The sequence below is a fragment of the Hypericibacter terrae genome (assembly GCF_008728855.1).
Lineage (GTDB): Bacteria > Pseudomonadota > Alphaproteobacteria > Dongiales > Dongiaceae > Hypericibacter > Hypericibacter terrae.
On the sequence record NZ_CP042906.1, the window covers coordinates 5,371,664 to 5,384,663 of the forward strand.

Consider the following 13,000-nt stretch of genomic DNA (forward strand, 5'->3'; position numbering starts at 1 on the left):
GCCCCCTTCCCGACCCGGTTCCATGGCGCCGTCCCGCAAGACCCTGCCCACCGCCTTCGCCAGCCGGCGTGCCGCCTTCATCGGCGGCATGCGCGAATCGGCGAGCACGCCGGCGCTGGTGCTGGGCGCATCCTTTCTCGGATTCGGCTCGCTCTGCCGGCAGTCGGACTGGACCCTGCCGATGAGCCTGGCCTCCACCACCACCGGCTGGGCCCTGCCGGGCCAGATCACGCTGATCGAGCTCTATGGCGTCGGCGCGTCCGCCGCGGCCATCTTGCTCGCGGTATGGCTCTCGGGCCTGCGGCTGTTGCCGATGACGCTGTCGCTCATGCCCTTCCTGCGCCATCCCGGCACGCCGCGCTGGCGCTATTTCCTCGCCGCCCATTTCATCGCCATCACCGGCTGGGCCAACGGCATGCAGCGCTGTCCGGTGCTGCCCTCCGACCAGCGCCTGCCCTTCTTCATCGGCTTCGGCCTGGTGCTCTGGAGCTTCTCGCTCGTGGCCACGGCCGGCGGGTTCTTCATGGTCGAGTGGCTGCCGGCGACGGTCGGGCTCGGGCTCCTGTTCCTGAATCCGATCTATTTCCTGCTGGTGTTCTCGGTCGACCTGGCCCAGCGCGCCCGCGCCCTGCCGCTGATTCTCGGCGCCATCGCGGGGCCGCTGTTCCATCTCCTCTCGCCGAACTGGAGCCTGCTGCTGACGGGCCTCGTCGCCGGCAGCGCAAGCTTCCTGCTGGAGAAACCCGTGGCGCGCTGGATCGAGGCGCGCAAGACGATGCGGGCGACATCATGAGCGACAACGCAATCTGGCTGCTGATCGCGGGCGCCTTCGTCGTCACTTACATGTGGCGCGGGCTGGGCGTGGCGCTCGGCGGCGGCCTCAGCCTGGACGGACCGCTGTTCCGCTGGATCGCGGCCGTCGCCTACGCGATGCTGGCCGGGCTGATCGCGCGCATGATCCTGCTGCCGCTGGGCGCGCTGAGCGCGACGCCGATTGCCGAGCGACTGCTCGCGGCGGGCATCGCGCTCGCGGTCTTCTACTTCAGCCGGCGCAACATGCTGCTGGCGGTGTTTTCCGGCGCCGCCGCCCTGGTGCTGCTGCAGCTGATCGGCCTTTCATAACGTCCATGTGGGAAGCCGCGAAGGCCTGGGCCCGGTCGATCAAGCGGGACGTCGTCGCGATATGGCTGGCAGCGCGCGACCCGCGCATGCCCTGGTACGCGAAGGCGATCGCCGCCGCTGTCGCCGCCTATGCGCTGAGCCCGATCGATCTCATCCCGGATTTCATTCCGGTGCTGGGATATCTGGACGATCTCGTCATCGTCCCGCTCGGGATCCTGCTCGTGATTCGCCTGATACCGGCCGAGGTGATGGCCGAGTTCCGCCGAGAGGCCGAGCGCGCATCGAGCGGCCGGCCAGCCGCGTCGCGGCCGCCGCGATCTGGCTGGTCGCCGCCGGACTGATCCTCCGGTGGTCCTGGCCGCATCTCGCCGGATGAGCCGGGCGCAGCGGCGAAGGACATTCCTGCCGAGGGTTAGAACCCCGCCTGGATCTTCTCATAGTCGCGGTTGATGGCCTGCTCGAGTTCCGGCTGTTGCGGCCCTGCGAACTTGCCACGCGCCAGAATCTCCATCGGCTGCTTGGAGAGGCCACGCGCCACCAGGTCTTCCTCGGCAACGCCGTCGAAGCTCTTCTGGTTCGCATGGCCGTAACCAAACTCTTCGATGAGATACTTGCCGGCGCGGGGATCGATCATGGCGTCGATCAGATCGAGCGCCTTGTCGGGATGCGGCGCCTTCTTCAGCAGCACCAACCCGCAGCACCAGGTGAGAGCGCCCTCCTTCGGGTTAGCGAACTTCACCTTCACGCCCTGCTTCGTCAGGCCCAGCGGCGACTGGTTCCAGGTCATCGCCGCCACCACCTCGCCCGAAGCCAGCGCCTGCTCGACCTGGGTCGAATCGGAAGAATAGAAACGCAGAAGCGGGCGCTGCTTCACCAGAAGCGGATGCACCTTGTCGATGTCCGCCTGCGTGACCTCTTTCAGCACATCGACGCCGGCATAGATCGCGGCGCACCACCAAGCATCTTCGGCCGCCGCCATGGTGCCGAGCTTGCCCTTGTAGCGCTCGTCCCAGAGTAGGCCCCAGGATTCCTCCTGGCCTTGCAGATCGATCAGATCGGTGCGGTAGGTGATCGAGGTCTGGCCCCAATCGAACGGGATGAACCATTGCTGACCATCGGCGGTCGTGGTGGGCAAGGTCTTGAGCGGCGCGAACAGGTCGCCCCAGTTCGAGAGCTTGGTCGTATCGATGGGCGCCAGCATGCCGGCCTCGCGCCAGCGCCGGGTCATGGTGCTGCAGGGATGGGTCACATCGGCGATGAAGCCGCTGCGCAGCTTCTGCAGCGCCTCCTCGTTGTCGCCGAACACCGGTGTCTCCGGCGGCGCCCCATGCTTCTCGACATAAGCAGGAAAGAGATCGGGCGTGTTGTAGTCGGACCAGGTATAATAGATCACCTCGTCCGCCGCCGCAGCGCGGCGCGGCAGCATGGGAATCGTCACCATCGCCAGCCCGGCGGCCGCCAGAGCCTTGCCGAAGGCACGGCGATTCAGTCCGCGGGCCGTCAGCGTCTCCAGAAATGTCCGATCGCTCATGCTGTCCTCCCAAGATGGCTGTTGTCGATAGCGGGGGCGTGGCGCATAGGAGCGCGCAACGCCAATCTTAGCCCAGCCCCTACCGGGCGGAGCAAGCCCGGTGATCATGGCGGTGATGGTGGCCGCTAGGTCTTCTTCGCCGCGTCCTGCAACGCCTTGACGCCCGGCAGCGTCTTGCCTTCGAGCCATTCGAGGAAGGCACCGCCGGCGGTCGAGACATAGGTCAGCGCATTGACCACGCCGGCCTTGCCGAGGGCGGCGACCGTGTCGCCGCCGCCCGCGACCGAGAGCAGCCGTCCCTGGCGCGTCAGCTCGGCGACCTTCAGGGCGAGGCGCGTGGTCCCTTCGTCGAAGGGCGCCGTCTCGAACGCGCCCAGCGGCCCGTTCCAGACCAGCGTGCGGCAGCCTTCGAGGCGCCGGGCGATCGCATCGGCGGTGCGCGGGCCCACATCGAGGATCATCTGATCGGCCGGCACGGCGTCGATGTCGACGACATGGCTGTCAATGCCGGGCTCGAGCTTCGCCGCCACCGTCGCATCCTCCGGCAGGAGAATGTCGCAGCCGGCATCGCGCGCCTTCTTCAGCACGGCGCGCGCGGTCTCGGCCATGTCGCGCTCGGCGAGCGACTTGCCGATCGCCATGCCATTGGCGAAGAGGAAGGTGTTGGCCATGCCGCCGCCGATCACGAGCAGGTCGACCTTCTGCACCAGGTTGCCGAGGAGATCGAGCTTGGTCGAGACCTTGGCGCCGCCCACGATCGCGGCCACCGGGCGCTGCGGCGTTTCGAGCGCCTTGGTCAGGTGATCGAGCTCGGCCTGCATCAGGAGGCCGGCCGCGGCCGGCAGCAGATGCGCGATCCCCTCGGTCGAGGCATGGGCGCGATGGGCGCAGGAGAAGGCGTCGTTCACATAGAGATCGCCGAGCCGGGCGAGGGCCTTGGTGAAATCCGGATCGTTCTTCTCCTCGCCGGAATGGAAGCGGAGATTCTCGAGCAGCAGCACCTCGCCGTTCTTCAGGGCCGCGACCGCCTTCTCGGCGACGGGCCCGACGCAATCCTCGGCGAAGCCCACCTTGCGGCCGCCCAGCGCGGCGCCCAGGGCCTCGGCGATCGGGCGCAGCGACATCGACTCCACGCGCTTGCCGTCGGGCCGGCCGAAATGGGAGAGGATGATCACCTTGGCGGCGCGATCGATCAGGGCCTGGACCGTGGCCGAGGAGCGATCGATGCGGGTCGGATCGGTCACGCGGCCGTCCTTGACCGGCACATTGAGATCGAGGCGCAGCAGCACGCGTTTGCCGGCGACGTCGAGCTGATCGAGGGTGCGGAATTGAGCCATCGCGGGGGAAATCTCGCGTCTGTTGGGGGGCGCTGGCGGGACGGGGACCGGGATCGGGCCGGTGCCGGCGGCGGTGAGCGGCGGCATCATTCCCAAGGCGGCCGACAAATGCAATTGTGCCAGAACAGCTATACCAGAACAGCCTCGCGGAACGGGATCGGGGCCTGGACATCACGGGGCTGAGGGGAACTTTCGAATGGCCTACCAGACTGCCCTGATCACGGGCGCGTCCAGTGGAATCGGCGAGGCGATCGCGCGGGCCCTGCCGCCTTCCACCAACCTGCTGCTGACGGGCCGCGACCGGCCGAGGCTGCAGGCCCTCGCGGATTCCCTCGCCAGCAATGGCCGCTCGGTCGAACTGCAAACGGCCGATATCGGGACGGACGAGGGACTGAGCCGCCTGGTCGAGTGGGCCGAGCCCTATGAGCCCGATCTCCTGGTCAACAATGCCGGCTTCGGGCGCTTCGGCAACGCGCTTGCCGAGGCCGAGCCCGGCGAAAACGACGAAAGCATCGTCAAGGTCAATGTCCTGGCGCCGGTCACCCTCACCCGCGCCCTTGCCCCGGGCATGCTGAAGCGCGCTCGGGCGAACGGTCACCGCGCCGGTCTGATCTATGTGGCGAGCACGGTCGCGTTCTTCCCCATGCCCTATCTGGCGACCTATGCCGCCAGCAAGCATTTCCTGCGCGCCTATGTCGAGGCGATCGCGAACGAGCTGCGCCGCGAGCCGGTCGATCTCCTGGCGGTCTGTCCCGGCGTGACCCGGACGGCCTGGCTCGAGCGTGCCAACATGCCGGTCCCGCGCTTTGCCAGGATCGACGAGCCGGGGGATGTGGCGCGCGTGGCACTGGCCGCGATCGGCCGGCGCCCGGTGCAGATGGTGGGCTCGCAAGGCCATCTCGCCGCCTGTTTCGCCCGCTTCCTGCCGCGCCGGTTCGTGGTGGCGATGATGGGCCGGATGGCCGAAAACTGGGGCTGAGGCCCGCCGGCAGGCCGGCCGCCACCCTGTAGTATTCTGATATTATTATAAAATATGGATCTCCCCGCGGCGCCAAGGTCGATCAACCCTGGCGGCCCGATAGATTGCATTTAAGGAAAGCTTTTACGGCCTAGGCGCAAGGATGGACGGTTGCCACATTAGGGGCGGTGGGGCGCCGAGTCGTTTGGACCGGCGCCGCCCCACCACGGGACCTTTCCAGATCATGGCCACACCCGCATGACCGCTTCTCTGGTCTCGCCGCAAGCCGAGCCGGCGCCTCGCTGGCTCGCGAGCTATCCCGCGGATGTGGACTGGAATGCCGTGATCGAGCCGAAGCCGGTCTATGCGCTGCTCGATCATGCGGTCGCCACCTGGCCCCACCGCGTGGCGCTCGATTTCATGGGCCGTCGCACCCTCTATGCCGAGCTCGGCCGCCAGGTCGATCATGCCGCGAAGGGCCTCTCGGCCCTGGGCCTGGGGCCCGGCATGAAGCTCGGGCTCTTCCTGCCGAACTGCCCCTATTTCGTGGTGCTCTATTTCGCGGCGCTCAAGACCGGCGCCACGGTCGTCAACTACAATCCGCTCTATACGCCGCCCGAGGTGACGCGCCAGATCGAGGATTCCGAGACCGACATGATGGCGACCCTCGACTTGGCGCAGCTCTACAACAAGCTGGACCCGCTCCTCGCCAGCACGCGCCTCAAGCGGCTCATCGTCTGCTCGATGGCGGAGATCCTGCCCGCGCCCAAGCGCTGGCTCTATCAGATCGCGATGCGCCGCACGCTGGTGGATTGCCCGCGCGACGACCGCCATATCCGCTTCTCCGACCTGATCGCCAATGAGGGCGGGTTCGTCCCGCCGCCGATCGATCCGCTCCGGCAATTGGCCTTGCTGCAATATACCGGCGGCACGACCGGCATTCCGAAGGGCGCGATGCTGACCCATTCGAATGTCTATACCAACGCCGAGCAATGCCGCCTCTGGTTCCCGGTCGGCAATGGCGACAAGCCCGAGCAGGAGATCATGCTGGGCGTGCTGCCGCTGTTCCATGTCTTCGCCATGACCGTGGTGATGAATTGGAGCATCCGGGTCGGCGCCGAGATCGTGCTGCTGCCGCGCTTCGAGATGAAGGGCATGATGCAGACGATCACCAAGCGCAAGCCGACCGTCTTCGCCGGCGTGCCGACCCTGTTCAACGCGATCATCAACAATCCCAAGATCGCCAGCTACAAGATGGACTCGCTGCGTTTCTGCATCTCCGGCGGCGCGCCCCTGCCCGACGAGGTGCGCGCGCGGTTCGAGGGCATGACCCATGCCAAGCTGGTCGAGGGCTACGGCCTGTCCGAGACGTCGCCCGTCGTCTGCTGCAACCCGCCCTTCAGCGGCGGACGCCCCGGCTCGGTCGGGCTGCCCTATCCGAGAACCATCATCGAGATCCGGGACGCCGAACCGCCGCATCGGCTCCTGCCGCAGGGCGAGCGCGGCGAGATCTGCGTGCGCGGGCCGCAGGTGATGGCGGGCTATTGGAAGCGGCCGGACGAGACCGCGGCCAACACGGTCGACGGGGCCTTCCGCACCGGCGATGTCGGCTATATCGACACGGACGGCTATGTCTTCATCACCGACCGTCTCAAGGACATGATCAATGCCAGCGGCTACAAGGTCTATCCGCGCCTGATCGAGGAAGCGATCTATCGCCATCCCGATGTCGCGGATTGCGCCGTGATCGGCATGCCCGACCCCTATCGCGGCCAGACCGTGAAGGCTGTGATCGTGGCCAAGCCCGGCAAGACACTGACGGACAAGATCCTCATCGCGTTCCTCGCCGACAAGCTGTCGCCGATCGAGATGCCGACCGCCTTCGAGTTCCGCAGCTCCCTGCCCAAGACCGCCGTCGGCAAGATCGACAAGAAGGTCCTTCAAGCCGAGGCCACCGCCGAAAGGAAATCCGCATGACCCGCTCCGCCGTCATCGTCGGTTATGCCCGCACGCCCTTCCATTTCGCGCATAAGGGCGCGCTCGCCAGGGTGCGGCCGGACGATCTCGCCGCCACCGCGGTGAAGGCGCTCCTCCAGCGCACCGGCGTTCCCGCCGCCGATATCGAGGATCTGCAGATGGGCTGCGCCTTCCCCGAAGGCGAGCAGGGTTTCAACGTCGCGCGCCTCGTGGTGCTGCTCGCGGGCCTGCCGCAGAGCGTCGCCGGCGCCACGGTCAACCGCTTCTGCGGCTCCTCGATGCAGGGCATCCACACGGCGGCCGGCTCGATCGCCATGGGAGCGGGCGACGTCTTCATCTGCGCCGGCGTCGAATCGATGAGCCGCGTGCCGATGATGGGCTTCAACCCGATGCCCAACCCGGTTCTCGCGGACAAGGTGCCCGGCGCCTATATGGCGATGGGCATCACGGCCGAGAATCTGGTGCGGAAATACAAGATCGGCCGCGACCGCCAGGACGCCTTCTCGCTCTCCAGCCAGCAGAAGGCGAGCGCGGCGCAGGCCGCGGGCAAGCTCGATGCCGAGATCGTCCCGGTCGGCTCCGGCAACGACATCGTCGCCAAGGACGGCTGCATCCGCCCCGACAGCACGCTCGAAGGCCTCAAGGGCCTGAAGCCGGTGTTCGAGGCCGATGGCAGCGTCACCGCCGGCAGTTCCTCGCCTTTGACCGACGGCGCCTCGGCCGTGATGGTGACCTCGGAAGAATATGCCAAGGCCCATGGGCTGAAGATCCTGGCCCGCATCAAGAGCATCAGCGTCGCCGGTTGCGCACCGGAGATCATGGGCATCGGCCCGGTCGCCGCGACGAAGAAGGCGCTCGACCGCGCCAAGCTCAAGGTCGGCGATATCGATGTGATCGAGCTCAACGAGGCCTTCGCGGTGCAGGCGCTGGCCTGCGCCGACGAGCTCAAGCTCGACCTCGCCAAGACCAATATCGATGGCGGCGCCATCGCACTCGGCCATCCGCTGGGCGCCACGGGCGCGCGCATCACCGGCAAGGCCGCGCAGATCATGGCGCGCGAGGGCAAGAAATTCGCGCTCGCCACCCAATGCATCGGCGGCGGCCAGGGCATCGCCACCATCCTCGAGGCGGTCTGATCCATGGCGCCGCGCAAACCCGGCCAACCGGCCGAGCTTTCGATCCGCAAGGCGGCCGTCATCGGTGCCGGCGTGATGGGCAGCGGCATCGCCGCCCAGATCGCCAATGCCGGCGTCCCCGTGCTGCTGCTCGACATCGTGCCGAAGGACAAGGACGGCAAGCCGGCATCCGACCGCAGCGTCATCGCCAAGGGCGCGATCGAGAAGCTGCTCAAGACCGACCCGGCACCCCTGATGCTGCCGGCCAACGCCGCCCTCATCACGCCCGGCAACACCGAGGACGATCTGGGCCTCCTCGCAGATGTCGATTGGGTGGTCGAGGCGGTGCTCGAAAATCCCGAGATCAAGCGCTCGCTCTATCAGAAGATCGAGCCCTTGCGCAAAAAGGGCTCGGTGATCTCCTCCAACACTTCGACGATTCCGCTGGCGACGCTGATCGAGGGCATGCCCGAGAGCTTCGCGCGCGATTTCGTCATCACGCATTTCTTCAATCCGCCGCGCTATATGCGCCTCCTGGAGATCGTGTCGGGGCCGAAGACCAATCCCGATTCGCTGGCGGTGATCGAGGAGTTCGGCGACCGCGCGCTGGGCAAGGGCGTGGTGCGCTGCAAGGACACGCCGGGCTTCATCGCCAACCGCATCGGCGTCTATTGGATGCAGGCCGCGGTGACGGCGGCGCTCGATCTGGGGCTGACGGTCGAAGAGGCCGATGCCGTGATGGGCAAGCCGCTCGGCATTCCCAAGACCGGCGTGTTCGGCCTGCTCGACCTGACGGGCCTCGATCTCCAGCCGCATGTCGACAGCGCCATGGCGAAGTCGCTGCCCAAGGGCGACGACTATCTGCGCATCCGGCGCGACTTCCCCTTGATGACGAAGCTGATCGCCGACGGCTATACCGGCCGCAAGGGCAAGGGCGGCTTCTATCGCATGCAGCGCGACGAGCATGGCGGCAAGACGCTCGAAGCCATCAATCTCAAGACCGGCGAGTTCAAGCCCAAGATCGAGGCGCGGCTCGAGAGCGTCGAGGCCGGGCGCCAGGGCCTGCGCGCGGTGGTCGAGCATCCCGATCGCGGCGGGCAATATGCGTGGAAGGTGCTCTCGCAGCTCCTGCCCTACACCGCCTCGCTGGTGCCTGAGATCGCCGACGATATCGTCGCGGTCGATCGCGCCATGCAGATGGGCTATGCCTGGAAATGGGGCCCGTTCGAGCTGATCGACCGCATGGGCGCCGACTGGTTCGCCAAGCGCCTCGCGGCCGAAGGCAAGACGGTGCCGCCGCTTCTGGCCGCGGCCGCCAAGGCCGGCGGCTTCTACAAGATCGACGGCGGCAAGCTGCTCTATCTCGGCACCGACGGGAAACATCACCCGGTCGAGCGCCCCGAGGGCGTGCTGCTGCTGGAAGATATCAAGCGCGCGAGTCAGCCGGTGGCCGAGAACAGCTCGGCCAGCCTGTGGGATATCGGCGACGGCGTCGTCTGTCTCGAGTTCCACAGCAAGATGAACGCGCTCGACGACCAGATCCTGGGCCTGCTCAAGCAGTCGATCGGCATGGTCGCCAAGAAATACAAGGCGCTGGTGATCTATAACGAGGCCGAGCAGTTCTCGGTCGGCGCCAATCTGGGCTTGGCCTTGTTCGGCGCCAATATCGGCATGTGGCCGCTGATCGAGAATCTGGTGAGCGAAGGCCTCGCCACCCTGAAGGCGCTGAAATACGCGCCCTTCCCCTCGGTCGCGGCGCCGGCCGGCCTGGCGCTCGGCGGCGGCTGCGAGATCACGCTCCATGCGCGCGCCGTCGTCGCCCATGCCGAGAGCTATATCGGCCTGGTCGAGGTCGGTGTCGGCCTCATCCCCGGCTGGGGCGGCGCCAACGAGCTGCTCGAGCGCTACACCGTCGAGAAGGGCCGTCCCGGCGGACCGATGCCGCCCGTGACCAAGGCCTTCGAGACGATCTCGATGGCCAAGGTCTCCAAATCCGCGGCCGAGGCGCGCGAGCTGGGCTTCCTCCGCCCCACCGACGAGATCGTGATGAACCGCGAGCGGCTGCTGGCGGCGGCCAAGGCCCGCGCCTTGTCGATGGTCGCCGACTACAAGCCGCCGGAGGTTCCGGTCTTCACGCTCCCCGGCGCCACCGGCCGCACGGCGATCCGCCTCGCGGTCGACAATTTCGTCGCGGCCGGCAAGGCCATGCCGCATGACCGCGTCGTCGCCGAGGCGCTCGCCGATCTCCTCACCGGCGGCAAGGATGCCGATATCGAGGTCAAGACCGAGGAAGAGACCCTGCGCAAGCTCGCGGCCAAGGGCTTCATGAGCCTCATGCACACGGAGCCGACGCTCCAGCGCATGGAGCACATGCTCGAGACCGGCAAGCCGCTGCGGAATTGACGACGTGAGTTGCGAAATCGCGTCATCCCCCTCCCTAGCCCTCCCCCTCGAGGGGGGAGGGGACAGGCTTGCGACTCTTATCCCCTCCCCCGGCACGGGGGAGGGCCAGGGAGGGGGCTGCTCGGTGGTTCCACAGCGAAAAGTTCGCCTCTAGAGGAGCGCCTTCATGCCCGCTTACAAAGCCCCGCTTCGCGATATCCGCTTCGTGCTGCATGAGCTGCTGGACGACAGCAAGCTGACCGTGCTGCCGGGCTATGCCGAGGCGACGCCCGAGCTGGTCGACAGCGTGCTCGATGCCGCGGCCAGCTTCTGCGAGGAGCAGCTGGTGCCGCTGAACCGTCCCGGCGACGAGATCGGCTCGCAGCTCGCCAACGGCGTCGTGACGACGCCGCCCGGATTCAAGGAGGCCTACAAGGCTTTTGCGGAGGGTGGCTGGATCTCGCTCGCGAGCGATCCCGAATATGGCGGACAGGGCCTGCCCAAGCTGGTGAGCTTCGCGGTCGAGGAGATCATCTGCTCGGCCAATCTCTCCTTCGGCATGTTCCCCGGCCTCTCGAACGGCGCCTATAACGCGCTGGCGCTGCATGGCTCGGACGAGCTCAAGAGCTTCTATCTGCCCAAGCTCACCACCGGCGAATGGTCCGGTACCATGTGCCTGACCGAGCCGCAATGCGGCACCGATCTGGGCCTCGTGCGCACCAAGGCCGAGCCGCAGAGCGACGGCAGCTTCAAGATCACCGGCAACAAGATATTCATCTCGGCCGGCGAGCACGACCTCACCGACAACATCCTGCATCTGGTGCTGGCGCGCCTGCCCGATGCGCCCGCCGGCACGCGCGGCATCAGCCTGTTCCTGGTGCCGAAATTCATGCCCAAGCCCGATGGCAGCCTGGGACCCCGCAACGCGGTCTCCTGCATCGCCATCGAGAAGAAGATGGGCATCCATGCCTCGCCCACCTGCCAGATCGCCTTCGACGGCGCCACCGGCTGGCTGGTCGGCCGCCCGCATAAGGGCATGTCGGCGATGTTCACCATGATGAATGCCGCGCGTCTCGGCGTCGGCGTGCAGGGGCTCGGCATCGCCGAAGCCGCCTATCAGGGAGCCCGCGATTACGCGAAGCAGCGCCTCCAGGGCCGCGCACCGCAAGGGGCCCAGGCGCCCGACAAGCCCGCCGATCCGATCATCGTCCACTCCGACATCCGCCGCATGCTGCTCACCATCCGCAGCAAGACCGAGGCCGCGCGTGCCTTGGCGCTGTGGGTCGGACAGGAGCTCGACATCTCGCTGAAGCATCCCGACCCGGCCGCGCGCGCAGCGGCCGACGATCTGGTGGCGCTGCTGACGCCGATCGTGAAGGCGGCGCTGACCGATCTCGGTTTCGAGGCGGCCAATCTCGGCATGCAGGTCTGGGGCGGTCATGGCTATATCCGCGACAACGGCATGGAGCAGTTCTCGCGCGACGCCCGCATCACCCAGATCTATGAGGGCACCAACGGAATCCAGGCGCTCGACCTGGTCGGCCGCAAGCTGGGCCTCTCGATGGGCCGGCTGCTGCGCCGCTTCTTCCATCCGGTCGGCGCCTTCATCGAGACCTCGATGGCGGAACCGGCGATGGGCGAGTTCGTCCTGCCGCTCGCCAAATGTTTCGCGCGCCTGCAGCAGGCGACCGCCTTCGTCGCCGAGACCGGCATGAAGGATCCCGAGGCCGCGGCCGCGGTGGCGCCCGACTATCTGAAGCTCTTCAGCTACGCCGTCTTCGCCTATCTCTGGGCACGCATGGCGAAGATCGCGCTGGCGAAGCAGAGCGGCGAGGAGGCCGAGTTCTACAAGGCCAAGCTCGCCTGCGCCCGCTTCTATCTCGAGCGCATCCTGCCCGAGCATTCGGCGAACTTCGCCATCATCATGACGGGAAAGGGCGCGCTCGCCGGCATGCCGGCGGAGGCGTTCTGACGGGCAGAGCGAGAACCACCAGCAGAACCCTAGATGACTTCGGCCCTCTCCAGGATTTCCCGGCGCTCGCTCTCATCGTAGTTTGTGGCAAACCATCCAAGGTCGCGCTGCCCTTTGGCGATCGCCAATACGGCGATGATGCAGGAGACGAGCGGCTCGGTATTCGCCGCCTTTAGCTCCCTCAGCCCGATCTCAACGAGTTTTTGCCAGGCGGCCTCGTAGGCCGCTCTCAGATTCTCCGGCAGATCGGGATTACGACCGTTCTGCCGAGCAAGCTCAATCGTCGTGACGAGCGCGTAGGTATTGTAGTGCGGCACGCCTCGCAGTTCGTAGATATGCACGAGAGCGGGCACGGCGGCGTAGGAAGCGGTGTCGACATCGTTCTGGTGATGAAGCTCGTTCCAGAGCTCTCTCCAGGCTTTTTCAACCTCGACGCCCTGCAGCAGCATTCTCAATGCTTCTCGTGGGTCATAACGATGGCGATACCCGCCCACCAGGCGAGCCCAATCGTCTTCATCGAGATTTATCCCAAAGCTCATGCAGCCAGTTTGCCAGTCCGGCAGAATGGCTGCCACGGCAAAAGCTCTTGGAGCCTGCTCGGCTACG

At 66.7% G+C, this 13,000-nt stretch carries 10 protein-coding genes and 1 pseudogene; 8 read left to right on the plus strand and 3 right to left on the minus strand.

Annotation, left to right across the window (positions count from 1 at the left end):
• Positions 1-22 precede the first annotated feature (22 nt).
• The 3 genes and pseudogenes from FRZ44_RS24590 to FRZ44_RS24600 all read left to right on the plus strand — a co-directional run.
• Positions 23-793 carry an AzlC family ABC transporter permease gene (locus tag FRZ44_RS24590; RefSeq protein WP_151179668.1) on the plus strand — a complete coding sequence of 257 codons (771 nt, stop codon included), beginning with the start codon at positions 23-25 and terminating at the stop codon, positions 791-793.
• Entirely contained in the window at positions 790-1,122 is a 333-nt protein-coding gene (locus tag FRZ44_RS24595; protein ID WP_151179669.1) for an AzlD domain-containing protein, read from the plus strand. The genes FRZ44_RS24590 and FRZ44_RS24595 overlap by 4 nt, the downstream gene beginning before the upstream one ends.
• A pseudogene (locus FRZ44_RS24600) lies at positions 1,116-1,498 on the plus strand (YkvA family protein); the annotation flags it as partial. The gene FRZ44_RS24595 and the pseudogene FRZ44_RS24600, both read left to right, overlap by 7 nt.
• 36 nt (positions 1,499-1,534) lie before the next feature.
• On the opposite strand, the gene FRZ44_RS24605 reads toward FRZ44_RS24600, so the two are convergent.
• A complete protein-coding gene (locus FRZ44_RS24605; RefSeq protein ID WP_151179670.1) occupies positions 1,535-2,653 on the minus strand; it encodes an ABC transporter substrate-binding protein in 1,119 nt (372 codons plus the stop codon).
• Between the two features lie 125 nt (positions 2,654-2,778).
• Complete coding sequence (locus FRZ44_RS24610; RefSeq protein ID WP_151179671.1) at positions 2,779-3,990, minus strand: phosphoglycerate kinase; 1,212 nt, start codon at positions 3,988-3,990, stop codon at positions 2,779-2,781.
• Positions 3,991-4,186: 196 nt separating this feature from the next.
• Between FRZ44_RS24610 and FRZ44_RS24615 the strand changes: the two genes are divergently transcribed.
• From FRZ44_RS24615 to FRZ44_RS24635, 5 genes are all read left to right on the plus strand, one after another.
• Positions 4,187-4,969, plus strand: a complete 783-nt coding sequence (locus tag FRZ44_RS24615; protein ID WP_151179672.1) for an SDR family NAD(P)-dependent oxidoreductase — start codon at positions 4,187-4,189, stop codon at positions 4,967-4,969.
• A 237-nt stretch (positions 4,970-5,206) separates the two neighbouring features.
• Positions 5,207-6,925 (plus strand): long-chain-fatty-acid--CoA ligase, encoded by a 1,719-nt coding sequence (locus FRZ44_RS24620; RefSeq protein ID WP_151179673.1) that lies wholly within the window; start codon positions 5,207-5,209, stop codon positions 6,923-6,925.
• Positions 6,922-8,061, plus strand: a complete 1,140-nt coding sequence (locus FRZ44_RS24625; protein ID WP_151179674.1) for a thiolase family protein — start codon at positions 6,922-6,924, stop codon at positions 8,059-8,061. The genes FRZ44_RS24620 and FRZ44_RS24625 overlap by 4 nt, the downstream gene beginning before the upstream one ends.
• Positions 8,062-8,064: 3 nt before the next feature.
• Positions 8,065-10,443 (plus strand): 3-hydroxyacyl-CoA dehydrogenase/enoyl-CoA hydratase family protein, encoded by a 2,379-nt coding sequence (locus tag FRZ44_RS24630; RefSeq protein ID WP_151179675.1) that lies wholly within the window; start codon positions 8,065-8,067, stop codon positions 10,441-10,443.
• Between the two features lie 166 nt (positions 10,444-10,609).
• Positions 10,610-12,394 carry an acyl-CoA dehydrogenase C-terminal domain-containing protein gene (locus FRZ44_RS24635; RefSeq protein ID WP_151179676.1) on the plus strand — a complete coding sequence of 595 codons (1,785 nt, stop codon included), beginning with the start codon at positions 10,610-10,612 and terminating at the stop codon, positions 12,392-12,394.
• Positions 12,395-12,423: 29 nt separating this feature from the next.
• Here the strand turns inward: FRZ44_RS24635 and FRZ44_RS24640 are convergent, their stop codons facing one another.
• Entirely contained in the window at positions 12,424-12,969 is a 546-nt protein-coding gene (locus tag FRZ44_RS24640) for a hypothetical protein (RefSeq protein ID WP_151179677.1), read from the minus strand.
• Positions 12,970-13,000 lie beyond the last annotated feature (31 nt).